Genomic DNA, 26860 nt, shown 5'->3' with positions numbered 1-26860 from the left:
AGGCGGATAGTGCGTCACTTAGCCGCGGATGACGCAGCCTCGAACCTGCGAGCGCATGAGGCTCCGGCCCGGAGCCGAGGCCCTACGCGCCCATGCTCGACTGGGCGACAGCATGACCGGGGTTGATGCAGAGCAGTTGACGTCGCGCGTACACAAACTCCTCCTCCGTCAACCCCCGCCCCTCCGAGAAGATCCTGAGCAACCCAGACCAGCCCGACGGTGACCCGCCGAGCAGCCGATGAACCGCCCGCCGTGAGTTCGGCGCAAGCCCGAGCTGCATCAGCATCCGCTTGGTGCACTCCCGCGAGTTGCCACCAGCGCTCTTCGCAGTGATCGTCACCAGCGGGTCGCTCGCACCTCTACGCCTGGCTTCCTCCAGTCGCGAGATGAGGATGTCGATCGCGGGGACGATGACGTCCATCCGCGGATCGTCCGGTTGGAGGTCGAGCTCGTCGACGGTCCAGTGCTCCAGTCCGAGCGTGCTCATGACTCCTCCCGAGGGGCGTCGAGCTCGTAGAAATGGATCGGATCCCCAGCTGACACATTGGTCACGCCGTGCAGCTGGTCGTTCCTGGCGGCGCGCCCGGATCCCTTGGCGCTTCGCTTGGCCTCGGCGGAGAGGTGCGCGAACAGTGACTCGGCTTCGAGACTGCGTGCCTTCTCCTCGTTCTTGATGAGCCACTCCATCGCCGAGAGGAGTTCGTCGCTGGCGTAGTCCTCCGTGACGGTCACTGCTCGCCCCGACCCATACGGCACAACGTCGGCTCGGCCGCGCGTGCAGACGCAGTCGCGAATCTCGAGCCACAGCCGCTCCACCTCGGGTCCGGGGCATCCCAACGGTCCGCATCCCTCCAACGCGGCCTTGAGCTCCGCGCCCTTCTCCATCTGTCCGATCGCCATGTCGCAGGCCTTCCTGTCTGCTGGTCTTCCGATCGCCGGTTGCCTTTCAGGAGAGCACTATTCGGCTCAGGGCCGCAGAAGTTATCCACAGCCAGCCGAGCACTCGGGGTTATCCACAGTCGGAAACGCGAGTGCCCCAGTGACTCCTCAGATCCGGCATGGTTGTTGTTGGGGCCGACGGCCCCGGTGCCGTGAACAGCACATCGCGAGAGGTCGGGACGCGGTCACCACGTGGCAGGACGTTCGAAGACGTCTTCGGTTCGACAGAACGTCCCTGCTGGATTGCGAGGGAGGGTCCTGTCCAACGAGCGACTCAGGTCGGCGATTCTCGAAGCCGGCCTGTCCCTGACCGATTTCGGGGACGCCGTCGGCGTCGACCCCAAAACGGTGGAGCGCTGGATCACCAAGGAGCGGATACCTCATCGCGCGCATCGCATGAGGTCCTCCGTCGTGTTGGGCAAGACGGACGTATTCCTCTGGCCCACAACGGAATCCGATCCAAGGTCTCATGCCGCAGCGAAGGCCGACTTCGTGGATCTGTATCCCAACCGGGGGAGCGTGCCGAGTTCGACGTGGGTCGAGTTGCTCGACTCAGCTCACGAATCGATCGATCTTTTGGCGTACGCCGCCAGCTTCCTTCACGACAGCGTCCCGTCCTTCGCCGAGCGGCTCTCACAACGAGCCGCCGACGGCGTCAAGGTGCGCTTGGTGTTCGGCGATCCGACGAGCGACGCGGTGGCGTTGCGTGGCAGGGAAGAAGGGATCGGCGAATTGATGGCTGCTCGCTGCTCGCTCACCTGGGCGTACTACGCACCCATCCTCAATGGGGGAGCAGCTGTTGGACATGGAGTGGAAGGTGCCGGGGGAGGTGTTCAGGCGCGTCAGCACGGCTGCACTCTCTACGCCTCCCTGTTTCGGTTCGACGACACGATGCTCGTCAACCCCCACGCCTACGGCGCCGCGGCCGGCCACTCGCCAGTCATGCACCTCAACGGCATTCCTGGGGGCAGGCTCTTCTCCCACTACCTCGACTCGTTCGAGAGGACCTGGCAGCAAGCCAAGCCACTCGACCCGGCGTAACGTCGCCTGCATGGGACGCATCGACTACATCGACGACCCCGCCGCGCCAGCGATCAACAGCGTCGTGCCCTCCGTCGTGGCCATCGTCCGCGACGACGCGGGCCGGGTCCTCATGATCCACAAAACCGACAACAACCGTTGGGCCCTGCCCGGGGGCGGGCACGAACCGGGGGAGTCGATCGCCGACACCGTCGTGCGCGAGGTGAAGGAAGAGACCGGCTACGACGTAGAGGTCGAGACCATCACTGGCACCTACACCAACCCGGGTCACGTCATGGCCTACGACGACGGCGAGGTGCGTCAGCAGTTCTCAATTGCGTTCCGCGCCAAGCTGATTGGTGGTGAGAAGCGCACGAGCGAGGAGAGCAGCGAGGTCGAGTGGTTGACGCCTGACAAGATCTCGCGCCTCAACCTGCACCCGTCAATGCGACTGCGTCTCGCCCACGCTCTCGAGGAAGCCAGCCGGCCACACATCGGATAGACCAAGCCGCGCCCGCGCCCGGGCGGCGGATGCAAGTAGTTCTGGCTGCGACCGAGTCACCGCGCGATTCACTGGGTGAGGCTCGGGGTAGCGCGAGAGGATCTCGGCGACGCGCTCGTCTGGAGTAGTGAGGCTGCCGGTGGGCGAGGACACCAGGTCGAGCAACGTCAGAGCGTCGAGGTCATCGGCGTAGGGGAGTGGGAAACGGGCCAGGGCCCTTTCGATGCCGCGCTCCTCGGCTTCGAACCTCGCACCGGTGTGGTGGGCGACCAGGCTCACCACCTGATCAGGCGCGCCCTGGTCGGCAAGGAACCTCGCGCCGTCGATTGGATGGAAGCCGGTAACCGCCAGCGCCGGCGCGTAGCCGATGTCATGAAGCCAAGCGGCCGCCGCGATGTCCGTCGGGAGTCCGTGGTTCTCGACGATGCGATCGGCAAGTCGACCGACGGTCTGGATGTGCGCCCACCGCGAGCCGAGGTCACTAAGGTACTCGGCTGCAAGCTTCGGGGCCTTCTCCGCGTGCCACATGACTCGCCATCCTGCCGCAGTCGGCCCGGCCATCGCGATGGCCGGGCACGAAGTCAGACCGGAGATCCTGGCTCAAGGCCCGCAGGCGAGCCGTTGCGCTCGGCGGACTGGACGGCCCGCTTGACGACGCCGACTGGCTGGTCGAGGAGTTGGGCAGCTCGGTCGAGCCCAGAGACCGTCACCAACGTGGCGACTGAGTCGGCGATGACCTGATCCGCGGTGGCGACGCGCTTCTGGACTCGGGCGCGGGCGGCATACGCCTTGGTCGTTGCCGCGAGAGCGGCAGCCTCGGCGCGCTGCGCCTCCTGCAGCCGACGACGGGCGTCTTCACGGGTGGGAAGCGAGTTCATGATTTCCTCCTGGCCTGACGAGGGGCTTCGGGAGGATCACGGGCACGGCGGGGCACCTAGCGTTGGGCCCGACGTCGCAGCTATTCGTTTCTGGAGGGCGGGTGCGGCTGCGAGGATCAGCGAATGACTGACGGAGTGACGCGCGCCCGCAAGGATTTGGCCGAGGGCCGCCCGTGGAGTGCTCGGACCCGTCTCAACGGTGTTCTCGCGCATCGCCAGGACATCGAGGTGCTCGACCTGCTGGCCACCGTCCACCACGAGATGGGGGACCTGCCCGCGGCGGGAGCCATCTGGTTCGCGACCGGTCGTGACGATGAAGCCGCCCAACGTTCAGTCGAGGCGTGGAAGGAGTTCCACCGAAACGATGCCGCCCTGTGGCGCAGCATCCCGGGTCCGATCCGTCGCTCCGTTCACTCGAAAGACTTGGAGGAACTCAAGGGCGCGGCCATGGCAGCGACCAAGCCTCAGTTCCAACGCGAGGTCGACGAGTCACGGTGGGAGGACATCGTGTTCTTTGGCGTGTTCTTCGTCGTGGTCGGATCGTTCTTGGTTATGGCGGTGATTGGGATGTGGACTGTCGGCCGCTGGATCTGGGGCTGATTCGAGGACAAGCCGCTTCGGTGCGCGTCTGTCGGTGATCGGTGGGACGCTCTGCTTATGAACGACCGGAGGTAGGGCACGTGAGCAGAGCTAATGACCCGAAGGGCTGGGTTGGCGAGGACGAAATGCTTCCGGCTGACGCCGAGGGCTCGGAGTCAGCTCGTGCCGCCGTTGCTTTCGGCCAGGCCAAGCGACGGGACTGGGCGCTCCAGCGCCGCGGGCAGTTGGAGCGGATCCGAGAGGTGTTCGACCTCGGCGAAGGCCCGGCCTACGAGGACGTCAGGGTCCGGACCTTCTATGAAGTCATCGGTTACGTCCACGAGCAGAAGTGGCTTGAGACCGTCGAGGACCTCCGTCGACGATTGCTCCCTGATGAACGGCCCCAAGATCGTGAGTGGCGGCTGGAAATGATGCAATCGGAAGACATGGACGCAGATCGTGTTCACCCGAGGACTTTGAACGTCGACGCACTCTTCCTGTCGGACCGGCGAGCGGTCGCGGGCATGACCCGTCAGCGCGACGAGGCGATCGCGCGGGCGAACGAATACCTCGAGACCGTGCACCCGGGCATGGTCGCCGACGAGCGACACACGTATCCCAACCCCTATCAGGACCTTTGGGTGATCGACCCCATCGACCCCGACCAGCGCGACGAAGTGATCTGTGGAGGGTCCCTCGTGGTCGTGCCAGCAGAGGGGAAGGTCTACGAGGCAGGAGACGGAGCGCAGCCCCGTCCACCAGAAGTCCTCGGGATGATCGGACCGCCGGACACCAACTGGGACTGATCGACGGCGGCTCCGAACACGGTCGGCCTAGTCGGGGATGCGCCAGTCGATCTCGCGGCCCGTCACCTTCAGAAAGTCATTCGCCGTCGAGAACGGGCGGCTGCCGTAGAAGGGCTGAGAGGTCCGTCCGGCCGACAGATCGGAAGGGTGGGAAGACTCGATCACCAGATGGTGGCTCGCGATCAGGTTCCTCTTGGAGCGGGCCGGGTTGCCCCACAGCATGAACACCACTGGCTCGTCCCTCGCGCTGACCTTGCGGAGCACCTCGTCGGTGAAGGTCTCCCACCCGGCGCCCCTGTGTGAGTCCCGCTGATCTGCCCTGACCGTGAGAACGGTGTTGAGCAGCAGCACTCCTTCGTTCGCCCAGTGAGTGAGAGACCCGTGGTTCGGGCGATCGATGCCGAGGTCGGATTCCAACTCCGTGAAGATGTTCCTCAGTGACGCCGGAACTCCGATGCCGTTCTGGACGGAGAAGGCCAGACCGTTGGCCTCGTGAGAGCCGGGATACGGGTCCTGCCCAAGGATCACGACCTTGACCTCTTCGTACGGGGTCGCGTTCAGAGCCGCGAAGACTTCATCCTCCGGCGGGTATACATCGCCACGTGCTCGTTCATCGGCCACGAAGCGCTGCAGGTCGGTCCAGTACGACTTCGCGGATTCCTCAGCCAGCAGTGTGTCCCAGTTCGTTCCCATGCCCGACATCCTGACTCACGCGTGGCCGGCACCTCCCGACTTTCACTATGTCCCCGCCCTTGACTTCGTTCACTCACGTCGTCCGGCTCGTCGTTCCGCCCGCCCAAACTGAGCGCCACACGTCTGGCACCCGCTGTCGCGGGTGATCGGGCGGCCCACCTCCTGTAGTGCCCCGACCACCCCGTTGTCCCCGCATGACGATGTCGATAAGGCGGATGACTTTGGGGGCGGGATACCGCTACCTCATGTCCTCGGTCGCTCGGCTCGACGAAGCCGGCCCTGCTGCCGGACTGGCCGCGTACTACGCAGCCGAAGGAACCCCTCCCGGCCGATTCCTCGGCGCGGGTCTCGCGGGTCTCGCCAACGGAGCAGGCATCCCGCGCGGCACCGAAGTCACCGAAGAAGCACTCTGGCGCATGCTCGGCCTGCTCCAGGACCCCGTCACCGGCGAGCCCCTCGGCCAGATCCCACGCACCCAACCCGCCACCGTCATCGACCGGTTCGGCCGCACACGCAAAGCCCACAAGACCGTCGCCGGTTTCGACCTCACCTTCTCCGCCCCCAAGTCCGTCAGCGTCGCGTGGGCCCTAGCGGATGACGCCACAAGAGCCCGCATCTACGCCGCCCACCGTCGCGCCCTCGAGGCCGTCATCGCCTACGGCGAATCGCAAGTATTCGCAACGAGACTCGGCAAGGGCGGCGTCGTCCAGGAAGACATCCGAGGCATCGTCGGGGCCGCGTTCGACCACTGGGACTCCCGCTCCGGCGACCCCCAACTCCACACCCACGTCGTCGTCCTCAACCGCGTCCAAGCCGTCAGCGACGGCAACTGGCGCACCCTCGACTCCAAGGCCCTCTTCCGCGCAGCCGTCGGCATGTCCGAGCTCTACAACGGTATCCTCGCCGACCAACTCACGGCCGACCTCGGCTGGACCTGGACCCCTGAACAGCGCCGCCGCTCCGCCGAACCCAAGTGGGAAGTCGCCGGTGTCCCCGCAGAACTCCGCGACCACTTCTCCCAGCGCACCACCGCGATCGAGGCCGCCAAAGATGACCTCGTCACCACCTTCACTGCCAACCACGGCCGCGAACCCACGGCCCGCGAAGTCATCCAACTACGCCAGCACGCCACCCTCACCACCCGCGAGGACAAGCACCTCCGACCCCTGCGCGACCTCATCACCGAGTGGCGCGACCGCGCCCACCCGTTCATCGGCCAAGACCCACAAACCTGGGCCGCAAACCTGACCAGTGCCACCGCCCCCACGCTCCGAGCGGCTCACGACCTCGACGACGGGATCGTGCGCGACGTAGCCAAGGTCGTCCTCGCCAAGGTCGCCGACAAGCGTGCCACGTTCACCCGAGCCAACCTCTTCGCCGAAGCACTCCGAGAGCTCCACGGGGTCCGCTTCGCCACGCCCGCCGACCGCACCACCGTGGCCGGCAAGACCGCCACCTACGCCACCGAACTCGCCGTCCAACTCACCCCACCCGACGTCGGTCGCGTACCCGACGGGCTCCGCCGCGCCGACGGCACCACCGAGTTCGTCGCCCGCGACAGCGAGGTCTTCGCCACCCAGGAACTCCTCGACGCCGAGGCCCGCCTCCTCGACGCCGCTGCTGCCGAAGACGCCCCCGTCGTACCCGCCGCAACCGCCTCCGCCATCGCCGAGCAACCCCTGCCCGGGCGCACCCACCACCTGTCCGCCGAGCAGGCCGCAGCGGTCACCGCGACCGTCACCTCCGGTCGCCGCGTCGACCTCCTCGTCGGAGCCGCCGGCACCGGGAAGTCCACCGCGATGGCCGGAGTGCGCGCCGCCTGGGAAGCCACCCACGGTCCCGGATCCGTCGTCGGACTTGCCCCCTCAGCCGCAGCCGCCGAGGTACTCGCCGACGCAGTCGGCGTCCCCACCGAGAACACCGCCAAGTGGATCAGCGAACAAGACCGCCTCCCAGAACTGAAAACAAAAGCCGACGAGTATGCCGGCCACCTGGCTCGTGCGTATCCCTCACCTGCCACTCGTCGACTGGAGAAAGAGGCGTATGCCGTGCAGGCCGCCTACCAGCGGTGGGCTCTGCGTCCGGGACAGCTGGTGATCGTCGACGAGGCGTCGATGGCGGGCACGTTCGACCTGGACCGCATCGCGACTGCGGCCACCGATGCTGGCGCAAAGGTACTGCTGGTGGGGGACTGGGCCCAGCTCTCGCCCGTGCAGGCCGGAGGCGCGTTCAAGCTCCTCGCGGACGCTCAGCCGGACGCGCCGGCGCTGCACGACGTACGCCGGTTCCGCAACGAGTGGGAACGCGACGCCAGCCTCGACCTGCGCGCTGGCCGGGCTTCGGTCGCTGCGATGTATGCCGCTCAGGGACGAGTCGAATCCGGGACGCGAGAGGACATGGTCGACCTCATCTTCGATGGGTGGCGGCAGGACGTGAAGGCCGGTCAGACCTCACTCATGCTGGCCGCGGATGCTGACACCGTGAGAGACCTCAACGCCCGCGCCAGGGCGCACCGAGTCGCGGCAGGTGAGGTCGGCGACACGGAAATTCGGCTCGGGGACGGGTCAGCCGTCGGGGTTGGCGACGTCGTCGTGACCCGTCTGAACCGGCGCGCACTAGTGACGGGGAGCGGGTGGGTTAAGAATGGCGACGACTGGATCGTGCGGGCCATCGATGAGAACGGGTCGATGCGGGTGCGGCGAGCGAGCGGGGGTGCGGTTGCTGTGCTGCCGGCTGACTATGTCGCCGAGAATCTCGAGCTCGGATACGCCACCACAGCACACCGGGCGCAAGGCCGGACGGTCGACACCGCACATGCGTACGTCACCGCCACGACCGGTCGGGAACCCCTCTATGTCATGTCCACGCGGGGACGAGAGTCGAATCGCCTCTACATCGATACGGCCTTCGACCCCGAGGCGGCCACGAGCCACGGCGAGGACATCCATTCCGACCCGATCGAAGTCCTCCAAGTAGCGATCACCACCAGTGGTGCCGACCTTTCCGCGACCGAAACCCGTCGCATGGAGGAGACCGCAGCCCATGCCCCGCGGCGTGTCGAAGCCCAAGGTGCCGCCATGTTGAGGCGTGTCCAATTGCCAGCCGATGCGCCACGTGCACGGCCGCTCTGAATCCAATCCCCTGGGAACCGGCGAAAAGCACCAGTGTGCGTCGAATCGGGCGTGGATGGTGCTCGCTGACCGGTGCACCTCTGAGACCTCCAGCGACGGGTGGCGCAGAGTCGGCGTTCCCCCCGGCTGGCGGTTGGGGTAGGCCGGCCCCTCAGGGACCATTCTTCTGCTAAGCCGCCGTGGGATCGGCGCTAATCCTTCGCGCCGTCCAGACCCGTCGCGCTCCCCAATAGACGCAAAGCGGGAGAGCAGTGCCCCACAGCACCTTGCCGACGAATTGGCCCGTAACCGTTTCGGTGGTCAAGGGGAAACCTGCGAGGGACAGAAACGCAAACGTGTCGATGGGGGCGGACACGATGTTGGATGCAAGCGCGCCCTTGAGGAACCCCTTCGTCCTGCGAATGGGTTCGTAAACCACTAGGTCAACCAGTTCCGCGCAAACGAACGCGACGGTGGAAGCCAGGGCCAGTGCCGGCGAAGACAAGACCCAGGAAATGCCACCTCCTGCCGCTATCGCAGCAAGGGCCCAGGTGCGACCGCCGAAACGGTGGACGAAGTCCCGGGCCAGGAGCGCAAAGCCAGCGGCGTACGTGCCTGCCGTGACCATGAGTCCAAATCCCACAGGCACGAGGCCGAGCCGCTCTGTGACGATGTTTGCGAGAACGACGGCTGAGACATACAGGACGACGCTTATCGCGAGGAGGGGCCACGAGTGCCTTGCAGTTGCATCGCGAACCGGAAGGGCTCTCATGGGGGAGTTCAACTGACGACTCCGCGGTAGATGCAACCGGAGGTGCACGTCTCACGCACACGTACCTCCGTCATGTTCGAAAGCTCAGGGATCAGTCGGTCCCAGATCCACTTGGCCAGCACCTCACTGGTCGGGTTCTCGAGACCCGGAACCTCGTTGAGGTAGTGATGATCGAGTTGGGCCTCGAGGGGCTTGAACGCTGCTTTGATGTCGCCAAAGTCCTGCACCCAACCGGTGTCCTCACCAACCGGGCCGGCGACATGAACAACAGCCAGGTAGGAGTGGCCGTGCAGGCGCGCGCATTTGTGGCCGTCTGGCACATTCGGGAGCCGATGAGCCGCCTCGAAGGTGAACTCGCGGTAGATCTCAGATGTGTAGGTCACGGTATTCCTAGGTACTTGTGCGTCTGCAGGCTCAGGTGCCATCGCGGGTGGTCAAGGCAGAACTTAACGGCCAGTTCGGTGTTCGCGGCCACGTCCGGGCCGTCCATCGGCTGCACTCGGAAGGTCTCAAAGCCCAGGTGCTCAAACTTCGTCGGATCGACGCCGCCTTGTGGGACAACGAATTTGAGTTCGTGGCCCTTCTCGACGATGAGCTCAGAACCGACCTTTGGGCTGACGCAGAGCCAGTCGATCCCGGTCGGCGGAGCGACCGTTCCATTCGTCTCGACAGCAACGTAGAAGCCACGCGCATGGAGGGCCTCGACGGCCTCGACGTCCAACTGCAGGAGGGGTTCGCCGCCAGTGCAGACGACCATCGGCCGCCCACCGCCGTTCACCGGCCACTTCGCTGCCACGGCCTCCGCTAGGGCCTCCGCATCGGCGAACTTTCCGCCGCCCTCGCCGTCAGTCCCTACGAAGTCGGTATCGCAAAACTTGCAGATTGCTCGTTCACGGTCGGCCTCCCTGCCGGTCCACAGGTTGCAGGAACTGAAGCGGCAGAACACCGCAGGCCGGCCGGCGTGTGTGCCCTCACCCTGGAGCGTGTAGAAGATCTCTTTGATCTTGTACGTCACGTAGTCGCCTCCTGGTAACGGACGGGGTCAGCGAGGCCAGCGTCGGCAAACCCCCGTAGGCGCAGCAGGCACGAGTCGCAATGGCCGCACGACCGGCCATCAGCGTCAGGGTCGTAGCACGAAAGTGTCAGCGAGTAGTCGACTCCGAGACGTGTGCCGACCTCCACGGTTTCAGCCTTGGTCAGGTCGATAAGCGGCGTATGGATCCTCAACTCTTGGCCTTCGACGCCCGCTCTGGTAGCCAAGTTGGCCATCCGCGCGTAGGCAGCGATGTACTCCGGCCGGCAATCCGGGTAACCCGAGTAGTCGAGCGCGTTGACCCCGATGAAAATATCCGTCGAGCCGATGACCTCGGCGTATGCCAGAGCGAACGAAAGGAAGACCGTGTTTCGCGCCGGGACGTACGTGATCGGGATCTCGCCCTCCGTCAGGTCTTCCGCCGACTGATGCTTCGGTACCTCGACATCGGCTGTAAGCGCCGATCCGCCAAAGACGCGCAAGTCGATGTCACATACGACGTGCCGATCAACCCCAGCGGCATCCGCCACGCGACGGGCTGCTTCGAGTTCGATCGCATGACGCTGGCCGTACCGGAAGCTGATCGCATACGGCTCGAAGCCTTGGTCCTTGGCAACCGCCAGGACCGTCGTCGAGTCCAGGCCACCACTGAGCAGCACCACTGCCTTGCGGCTCATCACGTCCACCTCTCCGATATGCACCGTGCCTAAAAGCACCGACCGCTGAAACTACAAGGTACAGTAAATGGAACGAAACGGTAGTTTCTGCATCGAGGGGTCATGGCGCGCCAAAAACTGACAATCGTGGTCACTTGCACTGACCGCAAGTCGACTGCGCCTTTCGATGACCTGATGGTCCGGAGCCTACCGACCGCCACCGTCAGCGAGCGGGTCGACGCTTGGGTTGGCCGCCTCAAAGACGCCCAGAGCACGACGCGCCTTCTCGACCTCTACAAGGGTGAGAGTTGGACCCAGGCGAAACAGTTGGCTGTCACGGCCCAGAGGACGGGGTTTGATCCTGAGGTCTTCGTCGCATCAGCAGGCCTGGGCCTGCGCTCAGTGACCGATTTCGGCCCGTCGTACGCAGCGACGTTCGCTCGTGGACACGAGGACTCAGTGGTGACCGGCGCCGCCGATTCCCGGGTTTGGTGGAAACGCCTTCCACACGTGGAAGCCCCCTCGAACGATCACCCGTCGATCTGGGTTTTGTCGGAGTCCTACGCTCTAGCCATGCAGGACGACCTTCAGCCCCTGAACCCGAGCGTGTCACTCGTGTTTGGCGGAGCGTCTGGCACACCTGCGGAGTCACGGATTCGGTCCGACCGCAATCTTCGTGCTGCCCTGGGTGGAACTATGACCAGCCTGAATACGCGCATGGCGAACCGCTGGCTTGAGCTGGCTGACGGAAGGCTGCCGACATCGGCGGTCGTCCGTCAGGACTGGGCCAAGTGGGCGCAACACGCCCAACAAAGCGAGCACTACGATCGCCGCTCCCTCCCCGACACCTCCATCCGCCAACTGGTCGAAAAGATGCTCGGAGTCCACCCAAAACTCTCGAAGACGACGGCTCTGAGGAATCTGCGTGCATCCGGTATCGCTTGTGAACAGCGCCGGTTCTCGGGACTGTTCGAGGAGGCGCGGAAGGCATGACGAACGTGGAGTGGCTTGAACGGCGCGCCCTGAAGGTGCTGCAGAACGATGACGTTCCCCTATATCTCTTCACACTCGCCGCCGAAGAGGTCGACCTCGTTGCTGACGTTGCCCGCATCAGTCGCGATGAGGCCGGCAGACTGATTGGCTACCAGAGGCCCGAGAAACAGAAGCACGTTAGGCAAATCCAGGAGTACCTCGACTCGGAGGATCCGCTGTTCCCAAACGGCTTGATCCTGGCACTCCCGCCGGAGGTCCGTTGGAGGTCGAGTCGCGGGCCGTCGACGAGCGATGGGTTGGCTGTCGCCGGGACACTCCATATCCCGTTCACCAGCGATGTCGATGGTCCCCGTCCAGCATGGATCGTCGATGGCCAGCAGCGAAGCTTGGCACTGTCTCGAACAAAGAACCGGCGCCTCCCTGTGCCCGTCGCAGGGTTCGTTGCTCCGACTCTGGAACTTCAACGCGAACAGTTCCTGAGGGTCAACACGGTTCAACCACTCCCGATAGGTCTCGTGACAGAACTTCTCCCAGAAATCACGCGCGTTCCATCGGCTCGGATGGCAACGCGGAAACTTCCCTCGGCTTTGGTTGACATGCTGAACCAAGACAGCGCGTCACCGTTCTGCGGCATCATCCGACGGGCCTCGACGGACCCCGACACCAAGAAGTCGACCTACGTGACCGATACAAGCCTGATCGAAGCAATCCGTGAGTCCATCGAGTCGCCCTCCGGGACGCTCTTCCCGTATCGCAATATTGCGACAGGAACGACTGACACCGAAGGCATTCGGCGCGCGCTCATCGCCTACTGGGGTGCGGTGCACGACGTCTTTGAGGACGCCTGGGCCAAGCCTGCGACGGAAAGCCGACTTATGCACGGTGTTGGGATTCGGTCGATGGGGCGCCTCATGGACCGAGTCATGACCCATATCCGCGACGATGACCCGAATGCCCGGACCGCGGCTTCGGCTGAACTCTCGCTGATCGCCAAGCACTGCGCCTGGACCGAGGGCTCCTGGGATGCGCTCGGCCTTTCGTGGAACGATCTCCAGAACACGCCGCGCCATATAAGCGCGCTGTCCAACTACCTGGTGCGGACCTACCTGGCAGAGCGGACGCAACGCAAGTGAGGTTCTTCTTCCCCGACAGCCAAGACCTCGTTAGCCCCTCGTACGACTTCCTACGCGACGAATACGCGGCCCATCGAGTCCGCCAGCGCGACGATCGATACGCGCATGAGGTCCTCGACCGCGCTCCCTACGACGGCATCTTGGTCAGCAAATCCATCGTCGACGGCTCGATCAAGGGATCCGGCAAATATTCGACCGCCCAGCGTGCGCGGCTTCACCGCATGGGCGTGCACAAGTTCTTCCGTCTCCCTGCTGGAGTTGAAGCGCTCGGCGACAACGGCGCGTTCAACTACATCGATGAAGCCGTACCACCCGTGACGGCTGCTGAGACCCTCGACTTCTACGAAGAGTGTGGGTTCGACGCAGGTGTGAGCACGGACCACGTGGTCTTCGGCTTCACGGAAGATGCATCGAGCGACGGGGTCGAACCTGAATGGGAGTCACGCCGTCGACTGACCCTCGGGCTGGCACAGGAGTTCCTCGCCCTGTGCCAGGAGCGCCGCAGCGCGGTCGAGCCTGTGGGCGCGGCCCAAGGTTGGAGTCCCGAAACGTACGCCGACAGCGTCCGCGCGTTACAGGATCTCGGGTATAGGCGCATCGCGCTAGGCGGCATGGTCCCCCTCAAGACGAGTCAGATTCTCGCGAGCCTCAAGAGGATCTCGGACGTCCTTAAGACCGATACCCAACTTCACCTGCTTGGCATCACACGCGTCGACTCGATGGACGACTTCTCAGAGTTGGGCGTCACGAGTTTCGACAGCACCTCGGCCTTTCGGCAAGCATTCATGGACGACCGGAAGAACTTCCACACTGCCGAGCGCGCCTACGTCGCGATTCGCGTCCCTCAGGTCGATGGGAACCCGGCCTTGAAGCGCGCAATCCTCGCCGGAAACGTGAGTCAGAAGGACGCCGTCAAGGCGGAGCGTGAGGCTCTCAATGCGCTGCGTAGTTACGACGGTTCGTCCAGATCCAGACAAGCATGCCTCGATCGCCTGGACGAGTATCAAGTGATCTGCCAATCCAAGAAGTCGTATCTCGCCGCCTACGAGGAGACGCTCACGGCCGCGCCGTGGACCCAGTGCAACTGCAAGATCTGCCGCGAGCACGGGGTCGAGATAGCGATCTTCCGCGGCACTGAACGAAACAAGCGTCGCGGTTTCCACAACATGTCCGTCCTCGCCGACAAGATGGCGAAACTGAAGTCCCACAGGAGTGCAGATGGCTGATCGGTACGAGTTGCGACTGCCCGCCCTTCGGATCCGACAAGGCGCGCAGTTCATCTACACATTTGGTGTGGATGGCAAGCGCATCCACGACTTTGCAACCGTCAGTCGGGTTCATCGGGAAGATGTCACGCTGCAGGGCTATCAGCGGCCTGAGGTTCTGAGCCACATCAAGGCGATCCGTCGGTACTTGGAGTCCGACGGTGCGATGCTGCCGAATGCTGTGGTCGTCGCGTTCGACGAACGGGTCACCTTTGTAGCCAATCGATCCACCAGTTCCGTGGACTATGTCTCGTCGGGCGAACTCGTAATTCCGATCGACGAGTCGCTTCCCGAGGACAAGAAGCCTGCTTGGCTCGTGGACGGTCAGCAGCGCAGCGCCGCCATCCGTGATGCGGACCTCGCGGAGTTTGCTGTGGCCGCCGTCGGCTTCATCGCTCGCGGCGAAGCGGAGCAGCGGAGCCAGTTCATCCTCGTGAACAACACCAAGCCATTGCCCAAGGGCCTCATCCACGAACTTCTCCCTGACACGATGGGGCATCTCCCGGCGGCATACGCTCGGAAGCAACTTCCGGCAGAGGTTCTGGCGCGGCTCAACTTTGGCGATCGGGAAGCGGGCGCGCCGTTCGCTGGGCGAATAGCGACACCAACCATGGCCAACGGCTACATCAAGGACAACAGCGTCCTCAAAATGATTGAGAACAGCCTGTACGAAGGCGCGCTATACCAGTATCGCGATCCCGAAGGTGGCTCGGGCGATGTCGACCAGATGGTCTTGCATCTGAACTACTTCTGGACCGTCGTCCAACTGACGTTTCCCGACGCCTGGGAGATTCCGCCGACGAAATCTCGCCTGACGCACGGCGCCGGCATCCAGGCGGTGGGGTACGTGATGGATGCACTGACCGACGGCGTCCCAACAGCCGAGCTCGGTGGCTTGAGTCTGGAATCGACCCTTGGCCGTTTGGGGGAGTACTGCGCTTGGACTAGCGGCACGTGGGATTTCGGCGAGGAACAGGTTCGTCGGTGGAACGGCATTCAGAACACCCCAAACGACGTCAAGGTCCTCACGAGTCACCTGCTCCGGGCTCTTAAGAAGTGAAGGCTAGTTCGCAGAACGCAACTCTTCGAGGTTGGCCTCAACCACTCGCAGCATCGACGCGGCCCCACAGCCATCGGGATAACAGATCCGGCCGCCGGCGTTGTCGCTGATGAAGCCAGTGGCCGCATGAGCGGCGCGGCCGGTTGCGATTGCTATGAGGTCGGCCTTGCGACTGTGCTGACGTAGTGCTGGGGTGGCGACCTTGTCCGACGACTGGTGGATGGTCAGCGTCGGGTACTGCCGATTGAGGGATGTCGCGACCCGCGTCAGCGTTCCGGCGTCAAGGCTATAGAGCAGGACACTCGTGCCGGTCGGCAGTTCGGTTGCGCCGCTCTCTGGCCCGGAAGCGGGGACCGCCCAGTCCCACTGCAGCCCTACATCGGCGGTGATCAAGGAGGCAAGGGACCGCAGACCGCCAGAAAGACGCTGGCGTTGGGCGTTCAAGGGGCCCAAAACAGTGGAGATGAACTGAGCCTGCGCTTCGGGCGCCGCCCGCGGCCCACACACAACGGTGTCTGCGAGGTCCAACGTCTGTGCCGCCGACGCAACTGAACTCCATTGCGGCGCAAACGTCGCTATGTCATCCAAGAGCGAGGCATAGTCATCGCGGCCAGGAGCGCTGCTGAGGAAAATCGCGGCAAGTGCGGCGAGTGCAGACAGGTCGGCAGGGCCAAAGCGTTCCTCGACCAGGTATCGGCTTATGAAGGCGCGTGCCGTTCGCGGCGCGGGGCGCCCTGCATCCGCGGTGTCGAGAAACGCTGCAACTCCAGCCAAGAGCGTGTCAGTAGCGAGATCGGAGATGTCGTCGATGGCCTGCCCGAGTTCGGTGTCCACCTGCCATGCCGGTTCCCAAGACTCGACCAGGTCCGTGACAGGCGAAACCGCGGTGCCGCCCCCCAGCCGATCGAGCCACTCGAACCAGGAACGAGCTAGCGCAATGTCGTCGGTGACAACCGAAGCCCCTGGCCCGGTGTCGAGTCCATCCAGCGAACCGGCGTCCTGTTCAGGGAACCCTTCCTCGGAAGCCGTTGTTGTCGGGCGAAGCTCGACGAGGTGAACTCGCACTTCATCGGGGAGGTGATCGTTCGCCAGCAGAGCCTCACCCAAACCAGCGTCGTCTCGGGCCTGCGAAACCAGCGCACCCACCGTCAGAGCATCAGGATCCGAACTGGCCGCGACCCGCTCATCCACCAACATCGCAATGTCGATGGGTTCATTTGCAAGGCGTTGGGCCCCGCCGTCCAGGTCCAAGACTCCATCCACGTGCAGATTGCTCCTGCCCCACGCAGCGAGAATGGCCTCACGGACCGCCTGAGGAGGTTCAGTGTGAACAACGGTCGGCAAGGACCCGTGGGCTAGGAGTTCACGATCGCGGCCGAGACGCCCCAGACGCTGCATCTGGAGGAATGCGACATTCTCGTGGGAGATTCCTCCGGCGCGCTCGATCTCCTGGAGGATGGCCGCAGATTGTTCGGTTGCACCGACTGCCAACGCCAAGTCGAACTCACGCAGCATTCGACCTACGGGCCTCGGCAATACTGGATTCCGACGTGGCCGCCCGTCGAGCGAACGCACCAGCCGCTGGAGCGCGACGACCAAGCGTCCTTCGGTCTGGGCTGTCGGCTTGAGCACGAAGGTTGTCCCCGAGCCAACCATTGAATGAATCGCGCCCCCAAGGGGATCGGCGGCGCTCAAGGACGCGACTCGCCCATCGAAGGGACTGAGGTAATCCGCCACAGCAGCCTGCAGCAGCGGCCGCATCCTTCCCGCGTGTGAGTGATCCCAGCACACGACGTACACGATCGACGGATTCCCCGCCGCGTCGCGCCGCGGCAGCACCAAGGGGCACTCGCCACGAATGTCTAGAGCCCGAAGGAACGACGTGATCCGCTCGGCCGCGGGATGGTCCGCTGCCATGCCAGGCCAGACGATGTTGGGGCTGGAGAAGAAGGTGAGGATCAACTGATCCACCTGGCTGTCGTTCACCCGGCCCCTCCCATCCACCGAGTTCGGAGTTCCAGTCGCTGAGTCGACGCGACTGCCGGCCCAACTTGTAAGTCGATGCTTTCCTCGTTCCGCCGAAGGCCGTTCCACGTAAAGTTCATGGACCCCTTCAAGGTCCAATCCCAGCCGACGAGAATCTTTTCGTGCAGATCCGCGCTCAGGTAGGTGTGGATCCTTGGGGAACTGCCGAGGCGCCGCAGGAAGTCGCGGTTGTGTTCGACATCTCGAAGAGCGACATGCACCTCGGTCCCCTTCGTCGCCAAGATTTGAAGCACCTCGGACAGAGTCAGGCTTGAGCCAGCGTCCTGCCCCATCAGGCCGTCGAACTGGCGCGACGAGTTGTCGAGCACCGTGACATCGCTGACCCACCCGCTGACCAGCCACAACTCCGGGCTCGGCGAGCACAACTCAGATGCGATCACGCCGGCCAACACGTCGACGATCGCCAAGCCGTTCCGAGGCCGAGTTCGAACAGTTCGCTGAAGCCTGATCGTCATTGCAACTCCTCAGCGAACGCCATTCGCGCATGCCAGAGTCCGAGCCGTCGGTCCAAGCCTTCGAGTCGGGGATACACGCGCAAGCCCGACCGCTCGACTGGGGTGGCCAAGCACGTCCTGATGGCCACCGCAAGATCGGCCCTCGCCGAGTCCGGCGCCGTGAGGCGCACTCGACCGTCAACTGAGAGGGCGGTCAGATACCCGTCCAGCCAGTCGCTGCTTGTGACATCCACGGCAAGGGCTCGGTCACGCACCACGTCGTCCAGGATGAGTCTTTCGATCAGCACGTCATCCCTAAACGGCTGCCAATGCTGGAGGCGCTGGTTGCGCGCGTCGTGCCCTCTTGGCCACAGCATGCTGAATGCAGAGTCCAAGTTCAGGGGTGCGATCGACTCACCAAGGACGCCGGACGCGCCGAAGAACGCCAGGGTTCTTGCATCAATCTCGACGCCCACGCTCCCTTCAACCTCGAGCCACTTGGCAATGAGCCAAGACACGCGACGATCGATCTGAGGTCGAGCACCCGGACGCAGCAGGCGGGCCGCGAACGTGGACAAGGCCAAGTGCGTGGGTGGACCGTCGAGCTGTGTCCACGCGTCTCGAACCTCGGCGAATGCGATGTCGAGCGACCCGGAATCGGTGGCCGCCCTGAACCCAGCGACAGCAGTCGCGAAGCGGGAACTCGGATCTTCAAGCTCTCCGAGGGCGATCCGTAGGGACCGGTCGGTCTCCTCCGCGTCTGAGCTCCCAACCGCACGACCCACCGCGTCCCAGAAGCGGCGCGGATCGACCGCATATGAGCGACTAAGAGCCTCCATGACCCCGAGCCCGCCAACAGAAGTTTCCGAGACGATTACTTGGAACCGGTCTGCGTCGACGCTGTCGAAGACAACGTCCGCGACGAGGTCAGACTCCTGAGCATCGGGGACCGTCTCGAACGTTGCGTCGAGCAATGCTGCAGCCAGCGTGTCTGCGAAGGCTCGTCGACGAAGGTCCACCGACGCTCCGCCCAAGCTGTTGGCCGTCAGGAGCGACGCGTGTCGTTCGATAACCGCGCGAACGTCGGGGTCGGCGGCGAGGTGCTCAAGGTCGGTCAGGATGCGCTGGCTCGACACCAGTGCCGGATCGTCCGATCGATAGGCACTGGCGAGGAAGGACGCCAGATCAGTGGCCCAAACCCCATCGCGCAAGGTATCCGTTGCGTCCTCTGCCGAGGCGCCGCGCAACCGTGCCTGTACGAACGCGTGGAGGTAGACCTCCACCAGCCAGCGCCGGTGGAACTGATTCGCTATGCCATCGAGCGCTGTGTCTTCCATTACGCGCATGCGGTAGCAGAGCGTGCGCCAAGCGGCCGACGCCAACGGGCCGTCGCTGTCCTCGGATGTGGGCACGATGCCCTCGACAATGAGTGCGTCTGCCTCAACTTCGAATCCGAGGGCCGCAGGCCGCCCATCGTGGGTATAGCGCACAGTAAGTGGTCGCCGCGCGAGTCCGCGATTGTCCTGGGTGACCAATTCCCCATCAGCACCCACGCAGAATCGGCGGACTGTGACCGGGTTGCCCGACACATGCATCCCAAAGGCTAACTGCGAGATCAAGGCAGCCCATGCCGAGGGCGTCGGGACATCCATCTGCTGAAGCGAGCCAGTCGCATAGGAGAAGGCCGATCGCCAGACCGGACGGGTCGACGACGTGTCGGCAACATCCCGTGTAGGCGAAGCCAACTGAAGTTCCAGGGGCCGCACGATGACGAAGTCCTCGCCCGATGCATCGGTCCACTCCCCAAGTGCGTGTCCCTTGGACACAATCGCCCGGAGTTCAAGGCTGTGGCCAGCCTCCGGGATCGGCAGCCAGGTCCGATGAGAGGCGTGAGCATGACCGAACCGCCGGCTCACCCGTCCGGGAACCGCTTCCCTCATAGCTTGGCCAATGGGCATGGTCTGCGGTTCACCCGTTCGGAAGTCGACTGGCATCGCGAGGATGACATCCGGCGTATTGAGCGAGTCGAAAAGAGTCGCGGTCAAGAACTCAGGCAACGGTTGCCCCGCCACTGCTCCCGCATCTGGCTCCCCGGGAAGGGGTCGCCATCCGCTCTCAAGGCGGCGAAGGATGGTCGGCACAACTGACAGCAGGAGTGAACGGGGCTCCTCCCAAAGGGCAGCATCGGCCTCATCGGGGCTGATCGCTAGAGCGCGCTGCACGTGCACTTTGAGTTCATCCTGTCTCGCTGCTGAAGCGAGAAGGTCCCTGAGGAGGTTGACCACGCGCGAAGGGTCATGCGCCTGCGATGACCAAGGCAACGACGCGAGTGCGCGGGCATCGACCGAGCACGCTCGAGCGGTCCAGTCCAGCAGAGCGTGAGCCGCCTGGATCTTGACCACGAATCTGTTGCCAATCGGTATCGAGCGCGCTCGAAGTTCGGGCTCCAGCAACTGCTCATACGACTGGTATGCCGCCCGGTCGCGACCGTAATCCGACAGCACCACAAGTGTGAGCGGCCGCATGTCGAGGCGGCGGCCTGCACGACCCCGACGCTGGAGGAAAGACGCCATGTCACGCGGGGCCTTGTGCTGGAGGACCACCCCTACGCGCGGATCGTTGAAGCCGACCTCCAAGGATGACGTGGCGACGACCACGTCCGCGGAGCCGTCAACGCCGCTGTCTTGGGACGACGTTCGAGCAATCCGGAGAGGCCCGGACATTCGGCCAAGTCGATCAGCCACATCCCACGACTGGCCGTCGTCGTAGCGTTTTCCCGAGTGCGGGAGACTTGGGTCTCGCAAACTTCCGAGCACTGTGCCGCGTGAACGCCCAAAGGGCGAAGCGCCCTCTGCATCGCGCAGGTTGTCGTAGAGACGGTTGATGACGTCCAGATCGTCGGTGAACGCGAACGCCACAGAACCGAAAAGGTGAGGTGTCCGGTCAAGCATCCGCCCTACCAGCATGAGCGCTTGAATGGTCGTAGACAGTAGCGCAGCGCCGGAGAGCGGATCTCCTCTCAGGACCACTCCATAGTCCCGGCTGATGGGGGCCAGTTCGTCGGGCTTTGGTGCAATCACTTCGACGTCTCCTCGATCAACGCCCGTCAACGTCGAGAAGAACTGTCCGGCATCGCGCAGTGTTGCGGAGAGCCCAACCACAACTGGGCTCTCGGGTCCCCACTGCCTGAGCGAGTGCCTCCAACGCCGCAAGGTGTAGGCCACTTGCGCCCCGTGCACCCCGGCGTACGTGTGTGCCTCATCTAGCAGCACGAGGCGGATTCCCGTTGGTCCTTTCCAGCCAAGGAGCGGGCCAAGCTTGGACGACGTCGCTTGCTTGCTCAGCATCTCCGTAGTGCTGAAGAGGATGTCAGGCGGACTGCTGACTATCGACTCACGAGTGATGGCCAGAGCACCCGCGGCAGTTACGCGGCCACACGTCGAGCAGGTAAGTCGTTCGATGCCTGACGCGCGGTCGGCATCAAGCCAGACTTGGTCTCCCGCACACTGGTCTTCAAGACAGGGAAAGAACGGCGAGGCCCAGCCGGCCGCGTTGCGGATCCACCCTCGGACCGTCCCTCGCTGAAAGTCAGCGTTACGAGGAGTGGATCCGTAGAGGAGCGCTATGCGCAACGGCCTCGGCGCGGTGGTACCGACCTGGCCTGCGCGTTCTCCGACGAGCAGGGCCTCCCGCGCTTGGTCGCGCAGTAGCTCGATCCGCGGGTACAAAGCCAGCGTGTGAGGACCCCGCCGGCGACGGTCTCCTTCGGATGCCAAGTCAAGCAGCGCAGGCAGGTAGAAGGCCAAGGTCTTGCCCGAGCCTGTCCCCGCAGTCACGATCCGAGCCGTCGGCCTCTCCGCCGCGACAGCCGCCAGGACAGACGCCGTTGCGCGCAGCTGGAACGGCGCCAACTTCGATGCACCCACGAGGCGCCGCAGCATTGCGTCCTGCGTTGATCCCCAGCCCGCCGATGCTTGTAAGGCGGTCGCCACCTGCTCAACGTCCAACTCGCGCTTCGGGTAGCGGCGAGGAGAAACGCGAAGCCGGTAGTCAGCAACGAGTGGGGCGTAGGCCCGCCACCAACCGTCGGCATTTGTGTCTTTCGGCGGCCACAATTGACGCAGCAGGCGAAGGAGTCGGAGGGTCTCCGCGAAGCGGGTGCGAAATCGCACGTCGCCGGTTGGTTGCCGGACCAGTAGGCCACGGTCCACCAAGACCTGGAGGTACTCCTTTGCTGCCGGCACCTCTGTTCCGCCAGCGGCAAACTCGGCGATGCGCTGTTCGTCGATTGCCCTAACGACATCGTCCTCGCTGAGGAAACCGTCCACGACCCCCCACGCCAAGAGGGGAAGTTCCAGATCCTCTAAGCGACTCAGAAGGTCTCCCAGGCGCTCTTCGTTCGGGGAGGTCATTCGACCCTCAGAACGATCTGTGCGCCGATGTCGGGGTGGTCGACTCGCAGCAAGCGCAACTCGTCGTCAGTCAACTCGTCGAGGTGGCAGGGCAGCTTGGCCAGGAGTGCGTCCAGAGGGCCCTCCGGAGTCACCTTCTCCAGTCGCGATGCCACCGCCTCGTAGGCCTCTAGAAACGTGCCGACGCTGTCCGTTGTCGGGGGCGCTCCCGCCATGCGCTTCAGGGACTCCAGTCGCAGCTCGACAGTCCGTCGCTCAAACCCCAGCCGTGCCAGGCGGTCTACTGGCAGGGCGTTGAGCCGACCCTGGGACCAGGTTGTCCACGCCTCCGTCGCGGCGTCCGAGATCGCCCGGACGGCCTTGGCAGCGTCGTTTGCGCGAGCCGTCAACAGCTGAGGGCTCGGTCGTCCAACACTGGCGATGTGGCTCTGCAGGTCTTTCGGGGCTTTGGTCAGATCGACTTCGCTCGCCGACGCTACGCCACTACTGACGAGCTTTGACTCGAGCTTGACAGCTGACTCGAGTTCGCTGAGCGAGGCGTCGAGCTTGGACAAGGCCGTCTCGGTCCGCGTGTGATCTTGGATGGCCTCGGCACCCTTGCGTGCCTGTCGAGCCAAGTTCGTGAGGCGCTTTGCACGAACGAGCAGGCCGTCGGGTTGCGCGTCACTCATTGTCTGTCCCGGTGGTCACGATCTTGATCCAACGGATCACTTGGTTGTCGATAGCTTCGTCAATGTCGATCTTGGTACCCGAGTCAATTTCCGCGTCGCTGATGCCTGATTCAACCCAACGCTCAGTGTCCTCGAGATACTGAGCGATGCTCTTCAGGTCCTTGCCAACTGTCGGGCCGAGAAGGCGCGCCAGCGTGACGCCACTGGTACCCGCGGCGTCTGTGAGAACCTTCTCGACCTCAGGAACGCCCCGCGCATCGAGCCGGCGTGCTGAATCGTTCGTCTGCTCGAGCGCCGCAAGGTCCACGACCTTGACCAGACCTTGTGCCTGGCCTTCACGCGCGGCAAGCACCACCGCATCAACGGTGTCGACGTACGACTCCGATTCCGGCAACAACCGGCGCGTGCGCTGAACGAGATTCCCCCAGTGCTCGATCTGGGCAGGGGCGACTTGAACGAGGATCGCGAGCTTCCGGTTGGCGTCCGCACCCCAACTGGGAACACTGCTCGGGAGTTCATCAAGCTGCGCTCGGGCAGCCTTCACAATCTTCGTGAGGCGCACGCTGTCAAGCGCGTGAACCCCGCCGCGATCACCCTGTGCTGCCCCGACGCCACTGAGGAATCGGTCTACCGATCCACTCCGTTCGGTCACGTAGGCCCTGTAACTCTCGACCCATTGCGGGTGTCGAGAATCTGCGTCATCACGAACAATCTCACCACGCCATGCAACGGCGCGGATCAGGTCAACGTCACGCGCCGTCGATGCGACGTGGCCACACGCGAGAGCCCCGATGATCAGGGATCGTGCCATTTCGATCATCGCGGCGTCGCCGTATTCCAACGTCGTAAGGATGCGGGCACGCGCCTTCGGCACGGCGTCCACGGACACTGCATCGAGCCGCGCGAGGGCATCTCCTGAAAGTCCAGCGAAGCCGGCCTGAATGAGGATCAGGCCCTGCAGAAGCACCGCGTTTCGAGCCGTCCTCTCAAGCCGCACGATCGGCTCGATTCCCTGCCCGATACCCTCCTGCGCACCTTCGATCGAGATGCTTCTGGCGTTGTCAGGCACCGCCTTCCTTACCGTCTCGGTGTCAGGAGACTTGATGACCGGATCGAACCACCACTCAAGGCGAGCCAGGACGGCTTCACGCACCAGCGAACGAACCAAGCGTGCAATGTCTTGCGGAAGAGCCTTTTCCTTGGCTGACCATTCCTCGATGGCCTCCAGTTGCCGCTGAACGGACTTCGGTAAGCCTTCTGACTGTTCATGATGCGGCTCGACGTGGTCGTCCGACTCCGTCTTCGTGAGTTCATCCGATCCGTCGCCCGAGGCGATGGGATCCAAGCCAAATGTCTCGAAGGCCGCTTCCGGGATAGGGCGTGTTCCCGCACTCCCCCAGAACGCAAGCATGGACTCAAGTCGCGGGGCCAGATCCTTCGGGTAGTCCTCCTCCAGTCGCTGACGAACAGCGAGTGGAAGTGACGGAAGACCGGCGGTTCGCGTTCGTTCACCAAGGAGTTGGCCCGGCGGGAACTCGCCACGAGGCAATCGGCCGGCGGCGTCCATCAGGACCTCGCGGATTGCGCCGGCAAGGACCCGTCGCGGACTGAAGAGTTGGGGATTGTCCGGGTCGACGCATGCCCGCACCGCGCGCAGCACCGCTGATTCGTTGTAGGGGTAGAGGCCATGCCCAGCCTCCGAGGTCCCGAAGGTGCTGTGACATGAGTCGCTGAACGGGCAAGTGTCGCACGCGTTGGGAGCGACCTTCTTGGCCTCCATCTCTGCCTCAAGGACGTCCTTGCCGAGGCGGGCTGCGTTGAGGTAACGGCCAACGAAGTCGACAAGGTCCGTGTCGCTCGTCTTGCCGCCGTCGATCTTCACGTCAACGACGTAGGCCGGCGAACTTGCTTCTGCCCGTGTCCTGAATGTCTCAGGCAGGTTCTCCCGGTAGTACGACGGCGTGACCGCGAGAAGTGTTCGGACCGTCGCGTACTTCTCTTGGCCCTGAACGATGCTCGACTCAAGGATGGCGTCGAGCAGGTCTCGCCTGACACCCTGGATCAGGGCGACATCTTCGATCAGGAGAATGATCTCGTCGCCGACCAACTCCTCTCGGACCTTCATGAAGGCGCGGTTGACATTGCCGACGCCCAGATTGGCGGCCTTCATGACCGCTAGGTCGAGGGAGTCATTCAGGATCCTGACGGCCTCGAGTTGCATGTCTGTGTTGACGACCACCTGCCTGAAGAGATTCTGAGCGGCCTTCGACGCGTCAGCGAGATTGGCGACGTCCGTGATGTCCAGCGGAAGTTCGTCAACCGTGAACTCCAGCGGCACATCCGGCTCGTCGGGATCGCGACCGTTGAGCGCGTGCACGGCACGGCGGTTGATGAATGAACCGGGACGCAGCAAGTGCTCTCGGAACAGCGGGTCCAGGAAGAGAAGGCCAAGCCCACGCTCGCCAACCAGTGGCTTGTCGAGAAATCCCTGTGGCTCCCGGGAGCGAAGCGCTTCGGCAAGTTCGGCAAGGATCTTGCGCTCCATCTCCTCGACGGAAATGGCGGTTCCGAGACCTGAGACTTGCCGACGGATCTCGTCGAATGCTGGCCCGGTCTTGTCGCTGAGAAGTTGCTCCACAACGTCGCGAAGACTGGTCTGAGTCTTCTGCAGATAGATCACATGCCGACCGTCAGCCCGGGGAATGTTGGCGTGCGCCCACCGCACGAGGTGGGACTTGCCGGCACCGGATTCGCCGAGGACGGGCGCAATCAGTACGCCTGCGTTCGGCGTAGAGGTCAGGAATTCCTGCACGACATCGTGCTCGGAGACGAACGCTGCCTGCTTCCCGGTCTTCGCGCCCTCACGCCGGATCCGCAGCGGCGAGTGGGTCGCCAGCAGAACCTTGTCGGACGGAGTTGCTGCCTCTGTTGGAATGGTCGCCGCAACGGACTCCGCCTGCCAACAGGTGAAGCCAATTGGAAGAGTGCTCACTTCTTTGCCTCAATCTGAATGGTCGAGACGTACCTTGCGCCGGCCTTGCGCCCACCGTCCGGCAGGGCAAGAATCCCGGTCGGGTCGGACTGGTACCCCATCGTGAGGACGCCCCGCGCCTCGGCACTGTTCAGAGCCAATCCGACGGCAGCAAACTGGTCCTGTAGGTCGCTGTTCAGTCCTTCGTACGTCGCCGATGGATGCCCGGGCAGTACGGGCAACTCACGCCTGAGAAATGCCATGAAAGTCGCGACCGGAACCTGAACACCAATCGGCAAAGGCTCAGCGAATGGATGGGCTATGACGTCGAGAACTGCCTCAGTTGGGTCGGCCACCAGGTGACTCCTCGTGGCTGCGTCCGCTGGCAGAAGGGCGCGAAGGGCAGGGCGGGCGAACCCCAGTGTGGTTGCCCAAGTTGGAAAGTTGTTCCAACGCGTGTCGTTGGTGAAAAGCCCAGGCGGCATAGCCACCTGCACATTGCTCTTCCAGTGGAGAGGCGCGAACGGGCTTTGAGTCATCAACCAGACGAGCCCGGAACGAAGGTCCGGCGCACCCTCGAAGGACCCAGACACGTCCGATGGCGGGCGCATCACTTGGTGACGCAGTCGGCGAAGAAAGCCAGCGGGATCTGACGGCTCAGCATTGAGCATGCCATCGTCCGAAGACACGAGCTGGAACTCAACTAGCGCGGACAGGGCCTGCTTGGCGTGCGCGCCGTCGGACGGCGCATGCTCGCGCAGTTCCTGAGGCAAGACAAAGCTGAGCACCTCCTCCGCCGCAAGGCCAGGCGCCTTGGCAATTGTCGAGTAGCAGAGCCACATGGCCTGCGGGAGGACAACCCCCTGGCCGGGGTCAAGAACTTTCAT

Annotated in this window: 24 protein-coding genes; 9 read left to right on the top strand and 15 right to left on the bottom strand. The window is 63.9% G+C overall.

Features of this window, described 5'->3' with window-relative positions; translation table 11 throughout:
- Positions 1-82: 82 nt before the first annotated feature.
- Positions 83-487 (bottom strand): hypothetical protein, encoded by a 405-nt coding sequence (locus LL946_RS04680; RefSeq protein ID WP_404385274.1) that lies wholly within the window; start codon positions 485-487, stop codon positions 83-85.
- Positions 484-900, bottom strand: coding sequence for a hypothetical protein (locus LL946_RS04675; protein ID WP_404385272.1), 417 nt, complete (start codon positions 898-900; stop codon positions 484-486). Before LL946_RS04675 ends, LL946_RS04680 begins: the two co-directional genes overlap by 4 nt.
- Before the next feature lie 231 nt (positions 901-1131).
- Between LL946_RS04675 and LL946_RS04670 the strand changes: the two genes are divergently transcribed.
- The gene (locus LL946_RS04670) at positions 1132-1980 is read left to right on the top strand and encodes an XRE family transcriptional regulator (protein ID WP_404385270.1); all 849 of its coding nucleotides are present in this window, start codon (positions 1132-1134) and stop codon (positions 1978-1980) included.
- A 10-nt stretch (positions 1981-1990) separates the two neighbouring features.
- Positions 1991-2461 (top strand): NUDIX hydrolase, encoded by a 471-nt coding sequence (locus LL946_RS04665; protein WP_404385268.1) that lies wholly within the window; start codon positions 1991-1993, stop codon positions 2459-2461.
- Here LL946_RS04665 and LL946_RS04660 read toward each other — a convergent pair.
- Both LL946_RS04660 and LL946_RS04655 read right to left on the bottom strand, forming a co-directional pair.
- A complete protein-coding gene (locus tag LL946_RS04660; RefSeq protein ID WP_404385266.1) occupies positions 2402-2989 on the bottom strand; it encodes an HD domain-containing protein in 588 nt (195 codons plus the stop codon). The two genes, LL946_RS04665 and LL946_RS04660, sit on opposite strands and share 60 nt — an antisense overlap.
- Positions 2990-3042: 53 nt before the next feature.
- The gene (locus tag LL946_RS04655; RefSeq protein ID WP_404385265.1) at positions 3043-3339 is read right to left on the bottom strand and encodes a hypothetical protein; all 297 of its coding nucleotides are present in this window, start codon (positions 3337-3339) and stop codon (positions 3043-3045) included.
- 123 nt (positions 3340-3462) lie between these two features.
- On the opposite strand from LL946_RS04655, the gene LL946_RS04650 reads away from it, so the two are divergent.
- Entirely contained in the window at positions 3463-3939 is a 477-nt protein-coding gene (locus tag LL946_RS04650) for a DUF6584 family protein (RefSeq protein ID WP_404385263.1), read from the top strand.
- An 80-nt stretch (positions 3940-4019) separates the two neighbouring features.
- On the top strand, positions 4020-4724 hold the full coding sequence (locus LL946_RS04645; RefSeq protein ID WP_404385261.1) for a hypothetical protein: 705 nt from the start codon (positions 4020-4022) through the stop codon (positions 4722-4724).
- A 27-nt stretch (positions 4725-4751) separates the two neighbouring features.
- Here LL946_RS04645 and ung read toward each other — a convergent pair whose 3' ends face one another.
- Positions 4752-5417, bottom strand: coding sequence for a uracil-DNA glycosylase (ung, locus tag LL946_RS04640; protein WP_404385259.1), 666 nt, complete (start codon positions 5415-5417; stop codon positions 4752-4754).
- Positions 5418-5662: 245 nt separating this feature from the next.
- Between ung and mobF the strand changes: the two genes are divergently transcribed.
- On the top strand, positions 5663-8548 hold the full coding sequence (mobF, locus tag LL946_RS04635; RefSeq protein WP_404385257.1) for a MobF family relaxase: 2886 nt from the start codon (positions 5663-5665) through the stop codon (positions 8546-8548).
- A 169-nt stretch (positions 8549-8717) separates the two neighbouring features.
- Here mobF and LL946_RS04630 read toward each other — a convergent pair whose 3' ends face one another.
- Genes LL946_RS04630 through queC form a run of 4 tightly spaced genes read right to left on the bottom strand, consistent with a single transcriptional unit; the run spans position 8718 to position 11009 of the window.
- Positions 8718-9299, bottom strand: coding sequence for a VUT family protein (locus LL946_RS04630; RefSeq protein WP_404385255.1), 582 nt, complete (start codon positions 9297-9299; stop codon positions 8718-8720).
- 8 nt (positions 9300-9307) lie between these two features.
- Positions 9308-9682 carry a 6-carboxytetrahydropterin synthase QueD gene (gene queD, locus LL946_RS04625; protein WP_404385253.1) on the bottom strand — a complete coding sequence of 125 codons (375 nt, stop codon included), beginning with the start codon at positions 9680-9682 and terminating at the stop codon, positions 9308-9310.
- A complete protein-coding gene (gene queE / locus LL946_RS04620) occupies positions 9679-10314 on the bottom strand; it encodes a 7-carboxy-7-deazaguanine synthase (protein WP_404385251.1) in 636 nt (211 codons plus the stop codon). Before queE ends, queD begins: the two co-directional genes overlap by 4 nt.
- A complete protein-coding gene (queC, locus tag LL946_RS04615; RefSeq protein ID WP_404385249.1) occupies positions 10311-11009 on the bottom strand; it encodes a 7-cyano-7-deazaguanine synthase QueC in 699 nt (232 codons plus the stop codon). Before queC ends, queE begins: the two co-directional genes overlap by 4 nt.
- Before the next feature lie 102 nt (positions 11010-11111).
- On the opposite strand from queC, the gene LL946_RS04610 reads away from it, so the two are divergent.
- From LL946_RS04610 to dbpB (LL946_RS04595), 4 genes are read left to right on the top strand one after another with little or no spacing between them, the layout of a single operon-like run.
- Positions 11112-11981, top strand: coding sequence for a hypothetical protein (locus tag LL946_RS04610; protein WP_404385247.1), 870 nt, complete (start codon positions 11112-11114; stop codon positions 11979-11981).
- Positions 11978-13114: a DGQHR domain-containing protein DpdB gene (gene dbpB, locus LL946_RS04605; RefSeq protein ID WP_404385245.1), complete on the top strand. Its 1137-nt coding sequence runs from the start codon at positions 11978-11980 to the stop codon at positions 13112-13114. Before LL946_RS04610 ends, dbpB (LL946_RS04605) begins: the two co-directional genes overlap by 4 nt.
- Positions 13111-14340, top strand: a complete 1230-nt coding sequence (gene dpdA / locus LL946_RS04600; RefSeq protein ID WP_404385243.1) for a tRNA-guanine transglycosylase DpdA — start codon at positions 13111-13113, stop codon at positions 14338-14340. Before dbpB (LL946_RS04605) ends, dpdA begins: the two co-directional genes overlap by 4 nt.
- Positions 14333-15439 carry a DGQHR domain-containing protein DpdB gene (dbpB, locus tag LL946_RS04595; RefSeq protein WP_404385241.1) on the top strand — a complete coding sequence of 369 codons (1107 nt, stop codon included), beginning with the start codon at positions 14333-14335 and terminating at the stop codon, positions 15437-15439. Before dpdA ends, dbpB (LL946_RS04595) begins: the two co-directional genes overlap by 8 nt.
- A gap of 3 nt (positions 15440-15442) precedes the next feature.
- Here dbpB (LL946_RS04595) and LL946_RS04590 read toward each other — a convergent pair whose 3' ends face one another.
- The 6 genes from LL946_RS04590 to LL946_RS04565 are packed head-to-tail and all read right to left on the bottom strand — an operon-like array spanning position 15443 to position 26860.
- On the bottom strand, positions 15443-17425 hold the full coding sequence (locus tag LL946_RS04590) for a hypothetical protein (protein ID WP_404385239.1): 1983 nt from the start codon (positions 17423-17425) through the stop codon (positions 15443-15445).
- Complete coding sequence (dpdK, locus tag LL946_RS04585; protein ID WP_404385237.1) at positions 17422-17892, bottom strand: phospholipase D-like domain-containing protein DpdK; 471 nt, start codon at positions 17890-17892, stop codon at positions 17422-17424. Before dpdK ends, LL946_RS04590 begins: the two co-directional genes overlap by 4 nt.
- Positions 17893-17936: 44 nt before the next feature.
- Positions 17937-22331, bottom strand: a complete 4395-nt coding sequence (dpdJ, locus tag LL946_RS04580; RefSeq protein WP_404385235.1) for a protein DpdJ — start codon at positions 22329-22331, stop codon at positions 17937-17939.
- Entirely contained in the window at positions 22328-23002 is a 675-nt protein-coding gene (locus tag LL946_RS04575) for a hypothetical protein (protein ID WP_404385233.1), read from the bottom strand. The genes dpdJ and LL946_RS04575 overlap by 4 nt, the downstream gene beginning before the upstream one ends.
- Positions 22995-25994 carry a protein DpdH gene (dpdH, locus tag LL946_RS04570; protein ID WP_404385231.1) on the bottom strand — a complete coding sequence of 1000 codons (3000 nt, stop codon included), beginning with the start codon at positions 25992-25994 and terminating at the stop codon, positions 22995-22997. The genes LL946_RS04575 and dpdH overlap by 8 nt, the downstream gene beginning before the upstream one ends.
- Positions 25991-26860 (bottom strand): hypothetical protein, encoded by an 870-nt coding sequence (locus LL946_RS04565; RefSeq protein ID WP_404385229.1) that lies wholly within the window; start codon positions 26858-26860, stop codon positions 25991-25993. Before LL946_RS04565 ends, dpdH begins: the two co-directional genes overlap by 4 nt.

This window comes from Knoellia locipacati (assembly GCF_044791685.1).
In the GTDB taxonomy this organism is placed as follows: Bacteria; Actinomycetota; Actinomycetes; order Actinomycetales; family Dermatophilaceae; genus Knoellia; species Knoellia locipacati_A.
The sequence above is the reverse complement of the archived record's forward strand: the minus strand, read 5'-3'. Positions and strand labels throughout refer to the sequence as shown.

What these genes read in the sequence shown, in the direction of transcription:
- LL946_RS04680 (WP_404385274.1), bottom strand. Translation starts at nt 487, where the DNA reads ATGAGCACGCTCGGACTGGAGCACTGGACCGTCGACGAGCTCGACCTC.
- LL946_RS04675 (WP_404385272.1), bottom strand. Translation starts at nt 900, where the DNA reads ATGGCGATCGGACAGATGGAGAAGGGCGCGGAGCTCAAGGCCGCGTTG.
- LL946_RS04665 (WP_404385268.1), top strand. Translation starts at nt 1,991, where the DNA reads ATGGGACGCATCGACTACATCGACGACCCCGCCGCGCCAGCGATCAAC.
- LL946_RS04660 (WP_404385266.1), bottom strand. Translation starts at nt 2,989, where the DNA reads ATGTGGCACGCGGAGAAGGCCCCGAAGCTTGCAGCCGAGTACCTTAGT.
- LL946_RS04655 (WP_404385265.1), bottom strand. Translation starts at nt 3,339, where the DNA reads ATGAACTCGCTTCCCACCCGTGAAGACGCCCGTCGTCGGCTGCAGGAG.
- LL946_RS04650 (WP_404385263.1), top strand. Translation starts at nt 3,463, where the DNA reads ATGACTGACGGAGTGACGCGCGCCCGCAAGGATTTGGCCGAGGGCCGC.
- ung (WP_404385259.1), bottom strand. Translation starts at nt 5,417, where the DNA reads ATGGGAACGAACTGGGACACACTGCTGGCTGAGGAATCCGCGAAGTCG.
- mobF (WP_404385257.1), top strand. Translation starts at nt 5,663, where the DNA reads ATGTCCTCGGTCGCTCGGCTCGACGAAGCCGGCCCTGCTGCCGGACTG.
- LL946_RS04630 (WP_404385255.1), bottom strand. Translation starts at nt 9,299, where the DNA reads ATGAGAGCCCTTCCGGTTCGCGATGCAACTGCAAGGCACTCGTGGCCC.
- queC (WP_404385249.1), bottom strand. Translation starts at nt 11,009, where the DNA reads ATGAGCCGCAAGGCAGTGGTGCTGCTCAGTGGTGGCCTGGACTCGACG.
- LL946_RS04610 (WP_404385247.1), top strand. Translation starts at nt 11,112, where the DNA reads ATGGCGCGCCAAAAACTGACAATCGTGGTCACTTGCACTGACCGCAAG.
- dbpB (WP_404385245.1), top strand. Translation starts at nt 11,978, where the DNA reads ATGACGAACGTGGAGTGGCTTGAACGGCGCGCCCTGAAGGTGCTGCAG.
- dbpB (WP_404385241.1), top strand. Translation starts at nt 14,333, where the DNA reads ATGGCTGATCGGTACGAGTTGCGACTGCCCGCCCTTCGGATCCGACAA.
- dpdJ (WP_404385235.1), bottom strand. Translation starts at nt 22,331, where the DNA reads ATGACCTCCCCGAACGAAGAGCGCCTGGGAGACCTTCTGAGTCGCTTA.
- LL946_RS04575 (WP_404385233.1), bottom strand. Translation starts at nt 23,002, where the DNA reads ATGAGTGACGCGCAACCCGACGGCCTGCTCGTTCGTGCAAAGCGCCTC.
- LL946_RS04565 (WP_404385229.1), bottom strand. Translation starts at nt 26,860, where the DNA reads ATGAAAGTTCTTGACCCCGGCCAGGGGGTTGTCCTCCCGCAGGCCATG.